This window comes from Bacillus sp. Bvel1, from assembly GCF_014872755.1.
GTDB lineage: Bacteria > Bacillota > Bacilli > Bacillales > Bacillaceae > Bacillus > Bacillus velezensis.
Map to the genome: position 1 here is coordinate 16,146 of NZ_JAAOBZ010000003.1, position 19,059 is coordinate 35,204.

General features: G+C 44.5%; 18 protein-coding genes and 1 other annotated feature. All 18 genes read left to right on the top strand.

From position 1 onward, the window contains the following. The first annotated feature begins 64 nt into the window (after window positions 1–64). A complete protein-coding gene (rpmG, locus tag HAP68_RS00510) occupies window positions 65–214 on the top strand; it encodes a 50S ribosomal protein L33 (RefSeq protein WP_003156421.1) in 150 nt (49 codons plus the stop codon). A 32-nt stretch (window positions 215–246) separates the two neighbouring features. Beyond that, the gene (secE, locus tag HAP68_RS00515; protein WP_003156422.1) at window positions 247–426 is read left to right on the top strand and encodes a preprotein translocase subunit SecE; all 180 of its coding nucleotides are present in this window, start codon (window positions 247–249) and stop codon (window positions 424–426) included. Between the two features lie 164 nt (window positions 427–590). Continuing rightward, the gene (nusG, locus tag HAP68_RS00520; RefSeq protein ID WP_003156423.1) at window positions 591–1,124 is read left to right on the top strand and encodes a transcription termination/antitermination protein NusG; all 534 of its coding nucleotides are present in this window, start codon (window positions 591–593) and stop codon (window positions 1,122–1,124) included. Window positions 1,125–1,291: 167 nt separating this feature from the next. Further along, the gene (rplK, locus tag HAP68_RS00525; RefSeq protein ID WP_003156430.1) at window positions 1,292–1,717 is read left to right on the top strand and encodes a 50S ribosomal protein L11; all 426 of its coding nucleotides are present in this window, start codon (window positions 1,292–1,294) and stop codon (window positions 1,715–1,717) included. A 94-nt stretch (window positions 1,718–1,811) separates the two neighbouring features. Further along, on the top strand, window positions 1,812–2,510 hold the full coding sequence (gene rplA / locus HAP68_RS00530; RefSeq protein ID WP_003156431.1) for a 50S ribosomal protein L1: 699 nt from the start codon (window positions 1,812–1,814) through the stop codon (window positions 2,508–2,510). 48 nt (window positions 2,511–2,558) lie between these two features. Further along, window positions 2,559–2,701 (top strand) — a sequence feature (ribosomal protein L10 leader region). 63 nt (window positions 2,702–2,764) lie between these two features. Further along, entirely contained in the window at window positions 2,765–3,265 is a 501-nt protein-coding gene (gene rplJ / locus HAP68_RS00535; RefSeq protein WP_003156433.1) for a 50S ribosomal protein L10, read from the top strand. Between the two features lie 41 nt (window positions 3,266–3,306). Continuing rightward, entirely contained in the window at window positions 3,307–3,678 is a 372-nt protein-coding gene (rplL, locus tag HAP68_RS00540; RefSeq protein WP_003156436.1) for a 50S ribosomal protein L7/L12, read from the top strand. Window positions 3,679–3,769: 91 nt separating this feature from the next. Further along, window positions 3,770–4,375, top strand: a complete 606-nt coding sequence (locus HAP68_RS00545; RefSeq protein WP_015388780.1) for a class I SAM-dependent methyltransferase — start codon at window positions 3,770–3,772, stop codon at window positions 4,373–4,375. Window positions 4,376–4,619: 244 nt separating this feature from the next. Next, complete coding sequence (gene rpoB, locus HAP68_RS00550; protein WP_003156440.1) at window positions 4,620–8,201, top strand: DNA-directed RNA polymerase subunit beta; 3,582 nt, start codon at window positions 4,620–4,622, stop codon at window positions 8,199–8,201. A 62-nt stretch (window positions 8,202–8,263) separates the two neighbouring features. After that, on the top strand, window positions 8,264–11,863 hold the full coding sequence (gene rpoC, locus HAP68_RS00555; RefSeq protein WP_003156441.1) for a DNA-directed RNA polymerase subunit beta': 3,600 nt from the start codon (window positions 8,264–8,266) through the stop codon (window positions 11,861–11,863). Between the two features lie 168 nt (window positions 11,864–12,031). After that, complete coding sequence (locus HAP68_RS00560) at window positions 12,032–12,280, top strand: 50S ribosomal protein L7ae-like protein (RefSeq protein ID WP_003156443.1); 249 nt, start codon at window positions 12,032–12,034, stop codon at window positions 12,278–12,280. A gap of 115 nt (window positions 12,281–12,395) precedes the next feature. After that, the gene (gene rpsL, locus HAP68_RS00565; protein ID WP_003156445.1) at window positions 12,396–12,812 is read left to right on the top strand and encodes a 30S ribosomal protein S12; all 417 of its coding nucleotides are present in this window, start codon (window positions 12,396–12,398) and stop codon (window positions 12,810–12,812) included. A 40-nt stretch (window positions 12,813–12,852) separates the two neighbouring features. Continuing rightward, window positions 12,853–13,323: a 30S ribosomal protein S7 gene (rpsG, locus tag HAP68_RS00570; protein ID WP_003156447.1), complete on the top strand. Its 471-nt coding sequence runs from the start codon at window positions 12,853–12,855 to the stop codon at window positions 13,321–13,323. Window positions 13,324–13,375: 52 nt separating this feature from the next. Then, entirely contained in the window at window positions 13,376–15,454 is a 2,079-nt protein-coding gene (gene fusA, locus HAP68_RS00575) for an elongation factor G (RefSeq protein WP_007410399.1), read from the top strand. Window positions 15,455–15,573: 119 nt separating this feature from the next. Then, window positions 15,574–16,764, top strand: coding sequence for an elongation factor Tu (gene tuf / locus HAP68_RS00580; RefSeq protein WP_003156451.1), 1,191 nt, complete (start codon window positions 15,574–15,576; stop codon window positions 16,762–16,764). A 103-nt stretch (window positions 16,765–16,867) separates the two neighbouring features. Beyond that, window positions 16,868–17,833, top strand: a complete 966-nt coding sequence (locus HAP68_RS00585) for an alpha/beta fold hydrolase (RefSeq protein WP_024084801.1) — start codon at window positions 16,868–16,870, stop codon at window positions 17,831–17,833. Window positions 17,834–18,081: 248 nt separating this feature from the next. Next, the gene (gene rpsJ, locus HAP68_RS00590) at window positions 18,082–18,390 is read left to right on the top strand and encodes a 30S ribosomal protein S10 (RefSeq protein WP_003156464.1); all 309 of its coding nucleotides are present in this window, start codon (window positions 18,082–18,084) and stop codon (window positions 18,388–18,390) included. A 39-nt stretch (window positions 18,391–18,429) separates the two neighbouring features. Next, complete coding sequence (rplC, locus tag HAP68_RS00595; RefSeq protein ID WP_003156465.1) at window positions 18,430–19,059, top strand: 50S ribosomal protein L3; 630 nt, start codon at window positions 18,430–18,432, stop codon at window positions 19,057–19,059.

A 19,059-nucleotide genomic window follows, 5' to 3' on the forward strand; every position in this document is an offset into this window, starting at 1 on the left:
CAGAATTTTTCTGACTGTGCTATTTTATTAAGATAAATGATTGTTTAGGAAAAGGTGTAACGACATGAGAAAAAAGATTACGCTGGCATGCAAAACATGCGGAAATCGTAATTATACGACAATGAAAAGCTCTGCATCAGCGGCTGAGCGGTTAGAAGTTAAGAAGTACTGCAGCACTTGCAATTCACATACAGCTCATTTAGAAACAAAATAGTGTTCGCTTTTTAAATTGTGGAGGTCTTTTACATGCGCATGATGAGTTTCTTTAAAGATGTTGGGAAAGAAATGAAAAAGGTTAGCTGGCCTAAAGGCAAAGAGTTAACGCGCTATACGATCACGGTGATTTCAACGGTTATCTTTTTTGTTATCTTTTTTGCCCTCCTTGATACAGGAATTTCTCAATTAATTCGTTTAATAGTTGAATAATGATCAGCAATACGTGCTATAATAGATCATAATATCGTTTGCCAAAACCCGTTCAGCGGGTTTTTTATTGTGTTGAAAAAAGGATTCATAGGCTCTGAGCCTATTTTTTGTTTTACACTTCATTTTTAAATGCGGGGAGGGAAGGACTGCAGAGTCCTGATAGAATGGAAAAGAATTGGTATGTTGTTCATACGTATTCCGGTTATGAAAACAAAGTAAAAGCGAACCTTGAAAAACGTGTGGAATCAATGGGAATGCAGGATAAAATTTTCCGCGTTGTCGTCCCTGAAGAGGAAGAGACTGATATTAAGAACGGCAAGAAAAAAGTAGTCAAAAAGAAAGTGTTCCCGGGTTATGTGCTTGTTGAAATCGTCATGACTGATGATTCCTGGTATGTGGTCCGCAACACGCCGGGCGTTACCGGATTCGTCGGATCAGCCGGTTCAGGCTCAAAGCCGACTCCGCTTCTTCCTGGCGAAGCAGAAACCATCTTAAAGCGGATGGGCATGGATGAGCGGAAAACCGACATTGATTTTGAATTGAATGAGACAGTCAAAGTCATAGACGGACCTTTCGCCAACTTTACAGGATCAATTGAAGAGATTGATTATGATAAGAGCAAAGTGAAAGTATTCGTTAACATGTTCGGCCGTGAAACGCCGGTTGAGCTGGAATTTACCCAGATCGACAAATTGTAATGTGAAAAAACTTGAAATTGCTATATATTAATGATAATATAGCAAAGGTACGTCTTGGACTAATCCAAGGCAGCTAGCTTGATATTTCGTCATTCATATAAAGAATGAAACCTTGAGTGGGAGGGTTTACCCTATTACCACATCACGGACTTAAGGAGGTGTGTCTCGTGGCTAAAAAAGTAGTAAAAGTTGTAAAATTGCAAATTCCTGCTGGAAAAGCTAACCCAGCGCCGCCAGTTGGACCTGCACTAGGTCAAGCCGGTGTAAATATCATGGGATTCTGTAAGGAGTTTAACGCTCGTACAGCTGACCAAGCTGGTTTAATCATTCCTGTTGAAATTTCGGTTTACGAAGACCGTTCATTTACATTTATTACAAAAACTCCGCCTGCTGCAGTATTGCTTAAAAAAGCAGCTGGAATTGAGTCTGGTTCTGGTGAACCAAACCGTAATAAAGTGGCAACCGTTAAGCGCGATAAGGTTCGCGAAATCGCTGAAACGAAAATGCCTGACTTAAACGCAGCAGACGTTGAAGCGGCAATGCGCATGGTTGAAGGTACTGCCCGCAGTATGGGTATCGTTATCGAGGATTAATTTGTTTCTTGTCGGGTTGCGAGTTTTCACAAGTTCGCAACCCTTATTCGTGGGAGGTTATTCCGCTATAACCACATAAGGAGGAAATTTTAAAATGGCTAAAAAAGGTAAAAAGTACGTTGAAGCTGCGAAGCTTGTAGACCGTGCGAAAGCTTACGACGTCGCTGAAGCAGTGGCGCTTACTAAAAAAACAAACACAGCTAAATTCGACGCTACAGTTGAAGTTGCTTTTCGTTTAGGGGTTGACCCTCGTAAAAACGATCAGCAAATCCGCGGTGCAGTTGTACTTCCTAACGGAACTGGTAAAACTCAGCGCGTGCTTGTATTCGCTAAAGGCGAAAAAGCAAAAGAAGCTGAAGCTGCCGGTGCAGACTACGTCGGCGATTCTGATTACATTGCGAAAATCCAGCAAGGCTGGTTCGAATTCGATGTAATCGTTGCGACTCCTGACATGATGGGTGAAGTCGGTAAAATCGGCCGTGTGCTTGGACCAAAAGGTCTTATGCCAAACCCTAAAACAGGAACTGTTACATTCGAAGTAGAAAAAGCAATCGGCGAAATCAAAGCTGGTAAAGTAGAATACCGCGTTGACAAAGCTGGTAACATCCATGTTCCGATCGGAAAAGTTTCTTTCGAGGATGAAAAACTTGTTGAGAACTTCACAACAATGTATGATACAATCCTGAAAGCAAAACCGGCTGCGGCTAAAGGTGTTTACGTGAAAAACGTTGCCGTTACTTCTACTATGGGCCCTGGTGTCAAAGTAGACGCTTCTACTTTCAACGTAAAATAATATTTGACTTTAGATCAGCATTCTGATATGATTCAAAATGTTGTAAAATATAATATGTCATTTATACCGTAGACAGCAGGGGCCGTTGAGGCTTAATATCCTGCCGAGGTGTATATATATCACAGCTATTACGTTACGTATGCTTGTATATACAGCCTCCATGTCCACATGGAGGCTTTTTATATGAAATCGTCGTCACAGTCGTGATCACCTAGCGGTATAAGTGTTACACAAAATCTACAGGAGGTGTAACCATGAGCAGCGCAATTGATACAAAAAAAGTTGTTGTTGAAGAGATTGCTTCTAAACTGAAAGAAAGCAAATCAACGATCATCGTTGACTACCGCGGACTTAACGTTTCTGAAGTAACTGAACTCCGTAAACAGCTTCGCGAAGCTAACGTAGAGTTCAAAGTGTACAAAAACACAATGACTCGCCGTGCGGTTGAACAAGCTGAACTTGATGGTTTGAATGATGTCTTAACTGGACCGAATGCGATCGCATTCAGTACTGAAGATGTTGTCGCTCCGGCAAAAGTTCTTAACGAGTTCGCGAAAAATCACGAAGCTCTGGAAATCAAAGCGGGCGTTATCGAAGGAAAAGTATCTTCTGTTGAAGAAGTGAAAGCTCTTGCTGAACTTCCTTCACGCGATGGCTTACTTTCTATGTTGCTTAGCGTACTTCAAGCTCCAGTTCGCAACCTTGCACTTGCAGCTAAAGCAGTTGCAGACCAAAAGGAAGAACAAGGCGCTTAATCTGATTTTACCCTAAAATAAAACAAATGGAGGAATTTCAAATGGCTTTAAATATCGAAGAAATCATTGCTTCCGTTAAAGAAGCAACTGTACTTGAATTGAACGACCTAGTAAAAGCAATCGAAGAAGAATTTGGCGTAACTGCTGCTGCTCCTGTAGCTGTAGCTGGCGGAGCTGCTGCTGGCGGCGCTGCTGAAGAGCAAAGCGAATTCGACCTTATCCTTGCTGGTGCAGGTTCTCAGAAAATCAAAGTTATCAAAGTTGTTCGTGAAATCACTGGTCTTGGCTTGAAAGAAGCTAAAGAACTTGTTGACAACACTCCAAAACCACTTAAAGAAGGTATTGCGAAAGAAGAAGCTGAAGAGCTTAAAGCTAAACTTGAAGAAGTTGGCGCTTCTGTAGAAGTTAAGTAATCTTCACTTGCCTGTAGGGGAAGCTCGCTTTTATGAGGCGGGCTTTTTCTTTGCTTTTCTTTAAGTGCAATTAAAAAAGGAGGTTCTAATAATGAGTGAACACTATTATTCAGAAAAACCTTCAGTTAAAAGCGATAAACAGACATGGTCATTTACACTGCGGAACAGATCTTATACATTCACAAGTGACAGCGGCGTTTTCTCGAAAAAGGAAGTTGATTTCGGTTCGCGTGTCTTAATTGAAGCGTTTGAAGAGCCGGAGATCGATGGTGACTTCCTGGATGCAGGCTGCGGTTACGGCCCGATCGGTCTGTCGCTCGCCGGTGCATTTACAGACCGGACCGTGCACATGATTGACGTGAATGAAAGAGCCGTAGAGCTGTCAAATGAAAATGCAGAAAAAAACGGAATAAAAAACGTTCGGATTTATCAGAGTGATTTATTTTCAAATATTGATTCTGCTCAAACATTTGCTTCTATTATTACAAACCCCCCAATCCGCGCCGGAAAAAAAGTTGTCCATGCCATTTTTGAAAAAAGCGCTGAGCATTTAAGGGCTTCAGGTGAATTGTGGATCGTTATACAGAAAAAACAGGGCGGGCCTTCTGCCATTGAAAAACTGAAGGAGCTTTTTGACGAAGTTTCTGTGGTTCAAAAAAAGAAAGGCTATTATATCATAAAAGCAAAAAAAGTTTGACTTGAATTTTCAGCTATGTTAATATTGTAAAATGCCAATGTATATATTTTGCATGATATGCTCAAATAATCATAGTGCATGTATAAATTATACAAACATGGAAATGCTAATAAAATCGGTATTTGTTTTTGGATGTGGTTTTCTTAATTAGAAACCCTTTTTTCTTTTGTCTTGTAAAAGTATTTCTTTATCGTAAGAGATGCTTATTACACATATAATACGCATGATTTGAGGGGTGAATCAGTTGACAGGTCAACTAGTTCAGTATGGACGACACCGCCAGCGCAGAAGCTATGCTCGCATTAGCGAAGTGTTAGAATTACCAAATCTCATTGAAATTCAAACCTCTTCTTATCAGTGGTTTCTTGATGAGGGTCTTAGAGAGATGTTTCAAGACATATCACCAATTGAGGATTTCACTGGTAACCTCTCTCTAGAGTTCATTGACTACAGTTTAGGAGATCCTAAGTATCCCGTTGAAGAGTCAAAAGAACGTGATGTGACTTACTCAGCTCCGCTAAGAGTGAAGGTTCGTTTAATTAACAAAGAAACTGGAGAGGTAAAAGACCAGGATGTCTTCATGGGTGATTTCCCTATTATGACAGATACCGGTACTTTTATCATCAACGGTGCAGAACGTGTTATCGTATCTCAGCTTGTTCGGTCTCCAAGTGTATATTTCAGTGGTAAAGTAGACAAAAACGGTAAAAAAGGTTTTACCGCGACTGTCATTCCAAACCGTGGCGCATGGTTAGAATACGAAACTGATGCGAAAGATGTTGTGTATGTCCGCATTGATCGCACACGTAAGTTGCCGGTTACGGTTCTTTTGCGTGCTCTCGGCTTCGGTTCCGACCAAGAGATTCTCGATCTCATTGGTGAGAACGAATATCTCCGCAATACACTGGATAAGGACAACACCGAAAACAGTGACAAAGCGCTTCTTGAAATCTATGAGCGCCTTCGTCCCGGAGAGCCGCCTACAGTAGAAAACGCAAAAAGCTTGCTGGATTCCCGTTTCTTCGATCCGAAGCGATACGACCTTGCGAATGTAGGACGCTATAAAATTAATAAAAAGCTTCATATCAAGAACCGCCTGTTTAACCAGCGCCTTGCAGAAACACTGGTGGATCCGGAAACCGGTGAAATTCTCGCTGAAAAAGGGCAGATTCTTGACAGAAGAACACTTGATAAAGTATTGCCATACTTAGAAAATGGAATCGGCTTCAGAAAACTTTATCCTAACGGCGGCGTTGTCGAGGATGAAGTGATGCTTCAATCCATTAAAATCTATGCTCCTACTGATGCAGAAGGAGAGCAGACGATCAATGTGATCGGCAATGCTTACATCGAAGAGGCGATTAAAAACATTACGCCTGCTGATATTATTTCTTCTATCAGCTACTTCTTCAACCTCCTGCACGGAGTGGGCGACACTGATGATATCGACCATCTCGGAAACCGCCGTCTGCGTTCTGTAGGTGAGCTCCTGCAAAACCAATTCCGTATCGGTTTAAGCCGGATGGAACGTGTCGTACGTGAAAGAATGTCTATTCAAGACACGAATACAATTACGCCGCAGCAGCTGATTAACATCAGACCTGTTATTGCGTCTATTAAAGAGTTCTTCGGAAGCTCACAGCTTTCTCAATTCATGGATCAGACGAACCCGCTTGCTGAATTGACGCACAAACGCCGTCTGTCAGCTCTCGGACCGGGCGGTTTGACGCGTGAGCGCGCAGGTATGGAAGTACGTGACGTTCACTACTCTCACTACGGCCGTATGTGTCCGATTGAAACGCCTGAGGGCCCGAACATCGGTTTGATCAACTCATTGTCATCATTTGCGAAAGTAAACCGCTTTGGTTTCATTGAGACGCCATACCGCCGCGTTGATCCTGAAACAGGAAAAGTAACGCCTAGAATCGACTACCTGACTGCTGATGAAGAGGATAACTATGTCGTAGCCCAAGCGAATGCTAAGCTGAGCGATGACGGTTCTTTCTTGGATGACAGCATCGTAGCGCGTTTCAGAGGGGAAAACACCGTTGTAGCCCGCAACCGCGTGGATTACATGGACGTATCTCCTAAACAGGTTGTTTCTGCTGCGACAGCATGTATTCCGTTCTTGGAAAACGATGACTCGAACCGCGCCCTCATGGGAGCGAACATGCAGCGTCAGGCTGTGCCTTTGATGCAGCCGGAAGCTCCGATCGTCGGAACGGGTATGGAATACGTATCCGGTAAAGACTCCGGTGCAGCCGTTATTTGTAAACACCCTGGTATCGTAGAACGGGTGGAAGCGAAAAACGTATGGGTGCGCCGCTATGAAGAAATTGACGGCCAAAAAGTAAAAGGCAACCTGGATAAGTACAGCTTGCTGAAATTTGTCCGCTCCAACCAAGGTACGTGCTACAACCAGCGTCCGATTGTAAGTGTCGGCGATGAAGTAGTCAAAGGAGAAATCCTTGCTGACGGACCTTCAATGGAGCTTGGTGAACTTGCTCTCGGCCGCAACGTAATGGTCGGCTTCATGACATGGGACGGTTACAACTATGAGGATGCCATCATCATGAGTGAACGCCTTGTGAAAGATGATGTATACACATCTATTCACATTGAAGAATATGAATCAGAAGCACGTGATACAAAGCTTGGACCGGAAGAGATCACCCGCGATATTCCAAACGTAGGGGAAGACGCGCTTCGCAACCTTGATGACCGCGGAATTATCCGTATCGGTGCGGAAGTCAACGACGGAGACCTTCTCGTAGGTAAAGTAACGCCTAAAGGTGTAACTGAGCTTACGGCTGAAGAACGCCTTCTTCATGCGATCTTTGGAGAAAAAGCGCGTGAAGTCCGTGATACATCTCTCCGTGTGCCTCACGGCGGCGGCGGAATTATCCACGACGTAAAAGTCTTCAACCGTGAAGACGGCGACGAACTTCCTCCGGGAGTGAACCAGCTTGTACGCGTATATATCGTTCAGAAACGTAAGATTTCTGAAGGTGATAAAATGGCCGGACGTCACGGAAATAAAGGGGTTATCTCGAAGATTCTTCCTGAAGAAGATATGCCTTACCTTCCTGACGGCACGCCGATCGATATCATGCTTAACCCGCTGGGTGTACCATCACGTATGAATATCGGTCAGGTATTAGAACTTCACATGGGTATGGCTGCCCGCTACCTCGGCATTCACATCGCGTCACCTGTATTTGACGGCGCGCGTGAAGAAGATGTGTGGGAAACACTTGAAGAAGCAGGCATGTCAAGAGACGCTAAAACAGTTCTTTATGACGGCCGTACGGGAGAACCGTTCGACAACCGTGTATCAGTCGGAATCATGTACATGATCAAACTGGCTCACATGGTTGACGATAAACTTCATGCCCGTTCTACAGGTCCTTACTCACTTGTTACGCAGCAGCCTCTCGGCGGTAAAGCCCAATTCGGCGGACAGCGTTTCGGTGAGATGGAGGTTTGGGCGCTTGAAGCTTACGGCGCAGCTTACACGCTTCAAGAAATCCTGACTGTGAAGTCCGATGACGTGGTCGGACGTGTGAAAACATATGAAGCCATCGTCAAAGGCGACAATGTTCCAGAGCCTGGTGTTCCGGAATCATTCAAAGTATTGATCAAAGAGCTTCAAAGCTTAGGTATGGACGTGAAAATCCTCTCAGGCGATGAAGAAGAAATAGAAATGAGAGATCTAGAAGACGAGGAAGATGCGAAACAGGCTGACGGCCTTGCATTATCAGGTGATGAAGCGCCGGAAGAAACAGCATCTCCAGACGTTGAACGTGACGCAGTAACGAAAGAATAGTCTCTGATTGATAAAGGCAAGTGACATCGGTTAATCCGAAGATAAAAAGGGAGGTAGGCCCCTTGCTAGATGTGAACAATTTTGAGTATATGAACATCGGTCTTGCTTCACCGGATAAAATCCGTTCATGGTCTTTTGGTGAAGTGAAAAAGCCTGAAACGATAAACTATCGTACGTTGAAACCTGAAAAGGACGGCCTGTTCTGCGAACGCATTTTCGGACCGACTAAGGACTGGGAATGTCATTGCGGCAAGTACAAGCGGGTTCGTTATAAAGGCGTAGTTTGTGACCGTTGCGGAGTTGAAGTAACGCGGGCTAAAGTCCGTCGTGAGAGAATGGGGCATATTGAACTGGCTGCCCCGGTTTCTCACATTTGGTATTTCAAAGGTATTCCGAGCCGTATGGGTCTTGTATTGGATATGTCACCGCGTGCGCTGGAAGAAGTTATTTACTTTGCTTCTTACGTCGTAACTGACCCGGCCAATACACCGCTCGAAAAGAAACAGCTTTTATCTGAAAAGGAATACCGTGCGTATCTGGATAAGTACGGTAACAAATTCCAAGCCTCTATGGGTGCGGAAGCCATTAATAAACTTCTGCAGGACATCGACCTTGTCAAAGAAGTTGATATGTTAAAAGAAGAGCTGAAGACTTCTCAAGGACAGCGCCGTACACGTGCGATCAAACGCCTTGAAGTGCTTGAAGCCTTCCGTAATTCAGGAAACAAGCCGTCTTGGATGATTCTCGACGTGCTTCCGGTTATTCCGCCTGAATTAAGACCGATGGTTCAGCTTGACGGCGGACGTTTCGCAACGTCTGACCTGAACGACCTTTACCGTCGTGTCATCAACCGTAATAACCGTTTAAAACGTCTGTTAGACCTCGGCGCGCCAAGCATCATCGTTCAGAACGAAAAACGTATGCTTCAGGAAGCAGTCGACGCTCTGATTGACAACGGACGCCGCGGCCGTCCGGTTACCGGACCGGGTAACCGTCCGCTTAAATCTCTTTCTCACATGCTGAAAGGGAAACAAGGGCGTTTCCGTCAGAACCTTCTCGGTAAACGTGTAGACTACTCAGGCCGTTCCGTTATCGTCGTAGGCCCGCATCTGAAAATGTATCAGTGCGGTTTGCCGAAGGAAATGGCGCTTGAGCTCTTCAAGCCTTTCGTCATGAAAGAGCTTGTTGAAAAAGGCCTTGCTCACAATATCAAGAGCGCAAAACGCAAAATCGAACGCGTGCAGCCTGAAGTATGGGATGTACTTGAATCTGTCATTAAGGAGCATCCGGTCTTACTGAATCGTGCCCCTACTCTTCACAGATTAGGTATCCAGGCTTTCGAACCGACGCTTGTTGAAGGACGCGCCATCCGTCTTCACCCGTTAGTATGTACAGCTTATAACGCTGACTTTGACGGTGACCAAATGGCGGTTCACGTACCTTTATCAGCTGAGGCTCAAGCTGAGGCGCGCATTCTGATGCTTGCGGCCCAAAACATCTTGAACCCTAAAGATGGTAAACCGGTTGTTACGCCGTCTCAGGATATGGTATTAGGAAACTACTACCTGACGCTTGAGCGCGCCGGAGCAGTCGGCGAGGGTATGGTTTTCAAAAATACGGACGAAGCGCTTCTTGCTTATCAAAACGGTTATGTTCACCTTCATACGAGAGTAGCTGTTGCAGCGAACTCCCTTAAGAATGTGACATTTACTGAAGAACAGCGTTCAAAATTGTTAATTACAACTGTCGGTAAGCTCGTCTTCAATGAAATTCTTCCGGAATCATTCCCTTACATGAATGAACCAACGAAGAGCAACATTGAAGAGAAGACACCTGACCGTTTCTTCTTAGATAAAGGTGCTGACGTAAAAGCTGTGATTGCTGAGCAGCCGATCAACGCACCGTTTAAAAAAGGTATTTTGGGTAAAATCATCGCGGAAATCTTTAAACGATTCCATATCACGGAAACGTCTAAAATGCTTGACCGCATGAAAAACCTTGGTTTCAGATATTCAACGAAAGCCGGCATCACAGTAGGGGTTTCTGATATCGTCGTTCTCGATGATAAACAGGAAATCCTTGAAGAAGCACAAAGCAAAGTGGATAATGTTCTGAAACAGTTCAGACGCGGTTTAATCACCGAAGAAGAACGTTATGAAAGAGTCATTTCAATTTGGAGTTCAGCGAAAGATGTTATCCAAGGCAAACTGATGAAATCATTAGACGAAGTCAACCCGATCTACATGATGAGTGATTCAGGAGCCCGTGGTAACGCATCTAACTTTACACAGCTTGCGGGTATGCGCGGTCTGATGGCCAACCCGGCTGGACGAATCATTGAATTGCCGATTAAATCAAGTTTCCGTGAAGGTCTGACAGTATTGGAGTACTTTATCTCCACTCACGGTGCGCGTAAAGGTCTTGCCGATACCGCCCTGAAAACAGCTGACTCAGGTTACCTTACACGCCGTCTTGTTGATGTTGCGCAGGATGTTATCATTCGTGAAACAGATTGCGGAACAGACCGCGGTATTCTTGCAAAACCGCTCAAAGAAGGCACGGAAATCATCGAGCGTCTGGAAGAGCGTCTGATCGGACGTTTCGCCAGAAAACAGATCAAACATCCTGAAACGGGTGCTGTGCTCATTAACGAAAATGAATTGATCGATGAAGATAAAGCGCTGGAAATCGTTGAAGCCGGAATTGAAGAAGTGTGGATCCGTTCTGCGTTCACATGTAACACTCCTCATGGTGTATGTAAACGATGCTACGGACGAAACCTTGCAACCGGAACTGATGTTGAAGTCGGCGAAGCAGTAGGTATTATCGCCGCTCAATCTATCGGTGAGCCTGGAACACAGTTAACGATGCGTACGTTCCACACAGGCGGGGTTGCCGGAGACGATATCACACAAGGTCTTCCGCGTATCCAAGAGCTTTTCGAAGCGCGTAATCCGAAAGGTCAAGCGACGATTTCTGAGATTGACGGTACAATTGCCGAAATCAATGAAGTCCGCGACAAACAGCAGGAGATTGTTGTTCAGGGCGCTGTTGAGACCCGTTCATACACGGCACCTTACAACTCACGCCTGAAAGTGACTGAGGGTGATCAGATTACCCGCGGTCAAGTGCTGACGGAAGGTTCAATCGATCCGAAAGAACTTCTTAAAGTCACTGACCTGACAACGGTTCAGGAATATCTTCTGCATGAGGTTCAGAAGGTTTACCGTATGCAGGGGGTTGAAATCGGCGATAAACACGTAGAAGTAATGGTTCGCCAGATGCTTCGCAAAGTCCGTGTAATCGATGCCGGAGATACTGATGTTCTCCCTGGCACATTGCTTGATATTCACCAATTTACAGAAGCGAACAAAAAAGTGCTGCTTGAAGGCAATCGACCTGCTACAGGCCGTCCTGTCCTTCTCGGTATCACGAAAGCTTCACTCGAGACGGATTCATTCTTGTCTGCCGCATCATTCCAGGAAACAACACGCGTTCTTACAGATGCTGCGATTAAAGGCAAGCGTGATGAACTTCTCGGCCTGAAAGAGAATGTTATCATCGGTAAACTGGTTCCGGCCGGTACAGGTATGATGAATTACAGAAAAGTAAAACCTGTTTCAAACGTTCAGCCTTCGGAAGATATGGTTCCGGCTGAATAACAGAAACTGCTGCAGGAAAGGCTGTTTCGACAGCTTTTCCTCAGTATTACAATTATTCTGGCGGGGGACTGCACTAAAAAATGTCATACGTTGTTGACATCCGTCCCGCAGAGTGATAATATAACCAAGGTGCTCGAAATAAAACCTGTTACTTTGGAGGATATGTTTATGTCTTATGATAAAGTATCACAGGCCAAATCAATTATTATTGGTACGAAGCAAACAGTGAAAGCTCTAAAACGAGGTTCAGTGAAGGAAGTCGTCGTGGCAAAAGACGCGGATTCAGTTCTTACGGCTGGCGTTATCCAGCTTGCAAAGAACCAAAATACCGCTGTCTGTATGGTGGATTCCATGAAAAAGCTCGGCAAAGCCTGCGGAATTGAAGTGGGAGCAGCAGCTGTTGCCATTATGTTATAGCGTACTTTTTGTTTTTATATAAGATATCAATCTTATGTAAAGACATTGTTTTTTGCCTAATGATGAACCACCTGGGTATGTGGGTTATAAAACGTAATGAAGGGAGGAACACAACATGCCTACAATTAATCAGCTAATTCGCAAGGGACGCGTGAGCAAAGTTGAAAACTCTAAGTCACCTGCACTAAACAAAGGATACAACAGCTTTAAAAAAGAGCACACTAACGTATCTTCTCCACAAAAACGCGGGGTATGTACTCGTGTGGGTACAATGACACCGAAAAAACCGAACTCAGCACTTCGTAAATATGCTCGTGTTCGTTTGACTAACGGAATCGAGGTTACTGCCTACATTCCTGGTATCGGTCACAACCTGCAAGAGCACAGCGTTGTACTGATCCGCGGCGGACGTGTAAAAGACTTACCGGGGGTACGCTACCACATCGTTCGTGGCGCGCTTGACACTGCCGGAGTTGAAAACCGTGCGCAAGGCCGTTCTAAATACGGTACGAAACGTCCTAAAGCAAAGTAATAATAATAAATCATTAAAACTATGAAGGGAGGATATTCAGATGCCACGTAAAGGTCCTGTAGCAAAAAGAGATGTTTTACCTGATCCGCTTTACAACTCTAAGCTGGTATCCCGCCTGATCAACAAAATGATGATCGACGGTAAAAAAGGTAAATCTCAAACAATCCTATACAAGTCATTCGATATCATTAAAGAACGCACTGGCAATGATGCAATGGAGGTTTTCGAACAAGCATTGAAAAACATCATGCCTGTACTTGAAGTAAAAGCACGCCGTGTAGGTGGAGCTAACTACCAAGTGCCTGTAGAAGTTCGTCCTGAACGCCGTACAACTCTTGGTCTTCGCTGGTTAGTTAACTATGCGCGTCTTCGCGGAGAAAAAACAATGGAAGAGCGCCTGGCTAACGAAATTCTTGATGCAGCTAACAACACTGGTGCTGCCGTTAAGAAACGTGAAGACACTCACAAGATGGCAGAAGCGAACAAAGCGTTTGCTCACTACCGCTGGTAGGATTTATATAATCAAAATAATAATTCCCTAATAAGGAAGGAGAAATTACCCAATGGCAAGAGAGTTCTCCTTAGAAAAAACTCGTAATATCGGGATCATGGCTCACATCGATGCCGGTAAAACGACTACTACAGAACGGATCTTGTTCTACACAGGCCGTATCCACAAAATTGGCGAAACTCACGAAGGTGCTTCGCAAATGGACTGGATGGAGCAGGAACAAGAACGCGGTATCACAATCACTTCTGCAGCAACGACTGCACAGTGGAAAGGTTACCGTGTAAACATCATCGATACACCGGGACACGTAGACTTCACAGTTGAAGTTGAACGTTCACTCCGTGTACTTGATGGTGCGGTTGCCGTACTTGATGCTCAATCAGGTGTTGAGCCTCAGACAGAAACAGTATGGCGCCAAGCAACAACTTACGGAGTACCGCGCGTTGTATTTGTCAACAAAATGGACAAAATCGGCGCAGACTTCCTTTACTCTGTAGGCACTTTAAGAGACCGTCTTCAAGCTAATGCTCACGCAATTCAATTGCCGATCGGCGCTGAAGACAACTTCGAAGGTATCATCGACTTAGTAGAAAACGTTGCGTATTTCTACGAAGATGACCTTGGAACTCGTTCAGATGCGAAAGAAATCCCTGAAGAGTACAAAGAGCAAGCTGAAGAGCTTCGCAGCAGCCTGATTGAAGCTGTAGCTGAGCTTGATGAAGAGCTTATGGAAAAGTACCTTGAAGGTGAAGAAATCACTATCCCTGAACTGAAAGCTGCTATCCGTAAAGGTACACTGAATGTTGAATTCTACCCTGTACTTGTTGGTTCTGCTTTCAAAAACAAAGGTGTTCAGCTTGTACTTGATGCTGTTCTTGACTACCTTCCTGCGCCAACTGATGTTGCTGCAATCAAAGGTGTACGTCCTGATACAGATGAAGAGATCGTTCGTCATTCTTCTGATGAAGAGCCGTTCTCTGCACTTGCATTTAAAGTTATGACTGACCCTTATGTCGGTAAGCTGACATTCTTCCGCGTATATTCCGGTACACTTGATTCCGGTTCATATGTAAAGAACTCTACAAAAGGCAAGCGTGAGCGCGTAGGACGTATCCTTCAAATGCACGCTAACAGCCGTGAAGAGATCTCTACTGTTTACGCTGGAGACATCGCAGCTGCTGTAGGTCTGAAAGATACTTCTACTGGAGATACTCTATGTGATGAAAAGGATCTTGTAATCCTTGAATCAATGGAATTCCCAGAGCCTGTTATCGACGTAGCGATTGAGCCTAAATCAAAAGCTGACCAAGATAAAATGGGTATCGCTTTAGCGAAACTTGCTGAAGAAGATCCTACATTCCGTACACAAACTAACCCTGAAACGGGTCAAACAATCATCTCTGGTATGGGTGAGCTTCACCTTGATATCATTGTTGATCGTATGAAGCGTGAGTTCAAAGTTGAAGCTAACGTTGGTGCTCCTCAAGTTGCGTACCGTGAGACATTCCGTACCGGTGCAAAAGTTGAAGGTAAATTCGTACGTCAATCAGGCGGACGCGGTCAGTTCGGTCACGTTTGGATCGAATTTGAACCGAACGAAGAAGGCGCTGGCTTTGAATTCGAAAACGCAATCGTCGGTGGTGTTGTTCCTCGTGAATACATCCCAGCCGTACAAGCAGGTCTTGAAGACTCTCTTGAAAATGGTGTCCTAGCCGGATTCCCGCTAATCGACATCAAGGCGAAACTTTTTGATGGATCTTACCATGATGTTGACTCAAACGAAATGGCGTTTAAAGTCGCTGCTTCTATGGCATTGAAAAATGCAGTCAGCAAATGTAACCCAGTTCTTCTTGAACCAATCATGAAAGTTGAAGTTGTTATTCCTGAAGAATACATGGGGGACATCATGGGTGATGTTACCTCTCGTCGCGGACGCGTAGAAGGTATGGAAGCTCGCGGTAACGCTCAAGTTGTGCGTGCGATGGTACCTCTTGCTGAAATGTTCGGTTACGCTACTGCCCTTCGTTCTAACACGCAAGGACGCGGTACGTTCACAATGTTCATGGATCACTACGAAGAAGTGCCGAAGAGCATCGCTGAAGAAATTATCAAAAAAAATAAAGGCGAATAATTGATTTTGCCACTTAACTCAAGTATAACTACTATTGTAAGATGAGGAAGTGAGAGCTTGCTTTCACTTTCTATCACTCTATACATTACTAATTAAAAGCTCTTAAGGAGGATTTTAGAATGGCTAAAGAAAAATTCGACCGTTCCAAATCACATGCCAATATCGGTACAATTGGACACGTTGACCATGGTAAAACAACATTAACTGCTGCTATCTCAACAGTACTTCATAAGAAATCTGGTAAAGGTACAGCTATGGCGTACGATCAAATTGATGGTGCTCCAGAAGAACGTGAGCGCGGTATCACAATCTCTACTGCACACGTTGAGTACGAAACTGACACTCGTCACTATGCACACGTTGACTGCCCAGGACACGCTGACTATGTTAAAAACATGATCACTGGTGCTGCGCAAATGGACGGAGCTATCCTTGTAGTATCTGCTGCTGATGGCCCAATGCCACAAACTCGTGAGCACATCCTTCTTTCTAAAAACGTTGGTGTACCATACATCGTAGTATTCCTTAACAAATGCGACATGGTAGACGACGAAGAGCTTCTTGAGCTTGTTGAAATGGAAGTTCGCGATCTTCTTAGCGAATACGACTTCCCTGGTGATGATGTACCAGTTGTTAAAGGTTCTGCTCTTAAAGCTCTTGAAGGCGATGCTGAGTACGAAGAAAAAATTCTTGAACTTATGGCTGCAGTTGATGAGTACATCCCAACTCCAGAACGCGACACTGAAAAACCATTCATGATGCCAGTTGAGGACGTATTCTCAATCACTGGTCGTGGTACAGTTGCTACTGGCCGTGTAGAACGCGGACAAGTTAAAGTCGGTGACGAAGTTGAAATCATCGGTCTTCAAGAAGAAAACAGCAAAACAACTGTTACAGGTGTTGAAATGTTCCGTAAGCTTCTTGACTACGCTGAAGCTGGAGACAACATCGGTGCACTTCTTCGCGGTGTAGCTCGTGAAGATATCCAACGTGGACAAGTACTTGCTAAACCAGGTACAATCACTCCACACAGCAAATTCAAAGCTGAAGTTTACGTTCTTTCTAAAGAAGAGGGTGGACGTCATACTCCATTCTTCTCTAACTACCGTCCTCAGTTCTACTTCCGTACAACTGACGTAACTGGTATCATCAATCTTCCAGAAGGCGTAGAAATGGTTATGCCTGGAGATAACACTGAAATGATCGTTGAACTTATCTCTACAATCGCTATCGAAGAAGGAACTCGTTTCTCTATTCGTGAAGGCGGACGTACAGTTGGTTCAGGCGTTGTTTCTACAATCACTGAGTAATCGACTCGTTCAATAATGCGGGGTCCCTTATGGGGCCTCGTTTTTTTGTTTCCCCGCTGATTCCATGTATAATAGAACGTATACAAATTTTAGGAGCAGACCGATGAACGATAACTTCAAGAAAACCAATCGTATTTCAATGCTTCAGCAATTGCAGATTAATGGCAGTGAACAAACCATTATGATTAATGGTGATGACAGGAGTAGTCCGCTGCTTTTGTTTTTGCATGGCGGTCCCGGCACGCCTCAAATCGGTTATGCGAGAAAATACCAGAATGAGCTGGAAAAGCATTTCACCGTTGTGAACTGGGATCAGAGAGGGGCGGGTCTCTCTTATTCAAAGGAAATTCCGGGTTCATCTATGACTTTGGATCAGCTGACAGCCGATACTATTCATCTGACCGAACGCTTATGCAAGCAATTCAGCAGGAGAAAAATATATATCGCCGGCTATTCGTGGGGTTCAGTTTTGGCGCTTCAAGTTCTTCAAGAGAAACCTGATTTGTATTATGCGTATATCGGTATCAGTCAGGTGGTTAATATTCAAAAGGAAGAAACGGAAGCCTACCGGCTGATGATGGAATGGAGCAGGCAACACAAACATATCCTGCTGGGCAAGACGCTGAGCTTTATCGGAGCACCTCCATGGGAGAAACAGCTGCAGCGAACGCTGTTTCTGCTTTGTATTGAGATGAGGGGAGGGGGCTTTACCCATCATCCGATCGGCGCTCTTAAAGCAGGGGGGCGAATGCTGTTTGGTGAACCGTACGGTGTGAGAGGGAGCTTCTTAGCCGCGCGGGGACAAATGTTCAGCCTGAAACACCTGTGGGAGGATCTCATTTCCTTTGATGCAGGGGAATCAGTTTCTTCTATTGTAATACCGTGCTGTTTTATGTCAGGGAGATACGATTTGACGGTTCCGGGGACGACGTCTTATGAATATTATCAGAAGGTTGATGCGCCATATAAAGAATGGCATTGGTTTGAGAACTCAGCCCATTCGCCTCACTTGGAGGAACCGGATCGCTTTGCCGAAGTTGTCAGCCGGTTCGCATCGTTCCATCTCTGAAAGAAAACAGTCATATCCTTGATTAATCATGGTATCACCTGTATAATAATCAAAGTGTGAAAACCACAAGGTTCTTTAAATAAACCTTGCAACATGCGTCTATTTTCTGTATAATAGTGTATGTTGGTCTTTGACTGCGATGAAGTGAGAGGTTGCTGACACACCCGGCCGCTTTGCCATGGCAAGGTGATCAGGTTTTTCTCACGGAGAACTGTCTAACGTGATGTAGGCGAAAAGGAGGGAAAATAATGGCAAAACAAAAAATTCGTATTCGTTTAAAAGCATATGATCATAGAATCCTTGATCAATCTGCAGAGAAGATTGTTGAAACGGCAAAACGTTCTGGTGCCAGCGTATCTGGTCCGATTCCGTTGCCGACTGAAAAATCAGTTTACACAATCCTTCGTGCGGTGCACAAATACAAAGATTCTCGTGAGCAATTTGAAATGCGTACACATAAACGTTTAATCGACATTGTGAACCCAACACCACAAACTGTTGATGCTCTCATGCGATTAGACTTACCATCTGGTGTCGATATCGAAATCAAACTTTAATTCTAAAATATAGAATGATCTTAATAGGAGGTGTGACGAATGACCAAAGGAATCTTAGGAAGAAAAATTGGTATGACGCAAGTATTCGCAGAGAACGGTGATCTTATCCCGGTAACTGTTATTGAAGCAGCTCCAAACGTTGTTCTTCAAAAGAAAACAGCTGAAAATGATGGCTATGAAGCGATCCAGCTTGGTTTTGACGATAAGCGCGAAAAGCTTTCAAACAAACCGGAAAAAGGACACGTTGCAAAAGCGGAAACTGCTCCTAAGCGCTTCGTTAAAGAATTACGCGGCGTGGATATGGATGCGTATGAAATTGGTCAGGAAGTCAAGGTTGAAATTTTCTCTGCAGGAGAAATCGTAGATGTAACAGGAGTATCTAAAGGTAAAGGTTTCCAAGGTGCAATCAAGCGCCACGGACAATCTCGCGGACCTATGTCTCACGGTTCACGCTACCACCGTCGTCCTGGTTCAATGGGACCTGTAGATCCTAACCGTGTATTCAAAGGTAAACTATTACCTGGACGCATGGGCGGAGATCAAATCACTGTCCAAAACCTTGAAGTCGTAAAAGTAGATGCTGAGCGCAATCTTCTTTTGATTAAAGGTAACGTACCTGGTGCGAGAAAAGCTTTAATCACTGTTAAAAGTGCTGTTAAATCTAAATAA

What these genes read in the sequence shown, in the direction of transcription:
- rpmG (WP_003156421.1), top strand. Translation starts at nt 65, where the DNA reads ATGAGAAAAAAGATTACGCTGGCATGCAAAACATGCGGAAATCGTAAT.
- secE (WP_003156422.1), top strand. Translation starts at nt 247, where the DNA reads ATGCGCATGATGAGTTTCTTTAAAGATGTTGGGAAAGAAATGAAAAAG.
- nusG (WP_003156423.1), top strand. Translation starts at nt 591, where the DNA reads ATGGAAAAGAATTGGTATGTTGTTCATACGTATTCCGGTTATGAAAAC.
- rplA (WP_003156431.1), top strand. Translation starts at nt 1,812, where the DNA reads ATGGCTAAAAAAGGTAAAAAGTACGTTGAAGCTGCGAAGCTTGTAGAC.
- rplJ (WP_003156433.1), top strand. Translation starts at nt 2,765, where the DNA reads ATGAGCAGCGCAATTGATACAAAAAAAGTTGTTGTTGAAGAGATTGCT.
- rplL (WP_003156436.1), top strand. Translation starts at nt 3,307, where the DNA reads ATGGCTTTAAATATCGAAGAAATCATTGCTTCCGTTAAAGAAGCAACT.
- HAP68_RS00545 (WP_015388780.1), top strand. Translation starts at nt 3,770, where the DNA reads ATGAGTGAACACTATTATTCAGAAAAACCTTCAGTTAAAAGCGATAAA.
- HAP68_RS00560 (WP_003156443.1), top strand. Translation starts at nt 12,032, where the DNA reads ATGTCTTATGATAAAGTATCACAGGCCAAATCAATTATTATTGGTACG.
- rpsL (WP_003156445.1), top strand. Translation starts at nt 12,396, where the DNA reads ATGCCTACAATTAATCAGCTAATTCGCAAGGGACGCGTGAGCAAAGTT.
- rpsG (WP_003156447.1), top strand. Translation starts at nt 12,853, where the DNA reads ATGCCACGTAAAGGTCCTGTAGCAAAAAGAGATGTTTTACCTGATCCG.
- fusA (WP_007410399.1), top strand. Translation starts at nt 13,376, where the DNA reads ATGGCAAGAGAGTTCTCCTTAGAAAAAACTCGTAATATCGGGATCATG.
- tuf (WP_003156451.1), top strand. Translation starts at nt 15,574, where the DNA reads ATGGCTAAAGAAAAATTCGACCGTTCCAAATCACATGCCAATATCGGT.
- HAP68_RS00585 (WP_024084801.1), top strand. Translation starts at nt 16,868, where the DNA reads ATGAACGATAACTTCAAGAAAACCAATCGTATTTCAATGCTTCAGCAA.
- rpsJ (WP_003156464.1), top strand. Translation starts at nt 18,082, where the DNA reads ATGGCAAAACAAAAAATTCGTATTCGTTTAAAAGCATATGATCATAGA.
- rplC (WP_003156465.1), top strand. Translation starts at nt 18,430, where the DNA reads ATGACCAAAGGAATCTTAGGAAGAAAAATTGGTATGACGCAAGTATTC.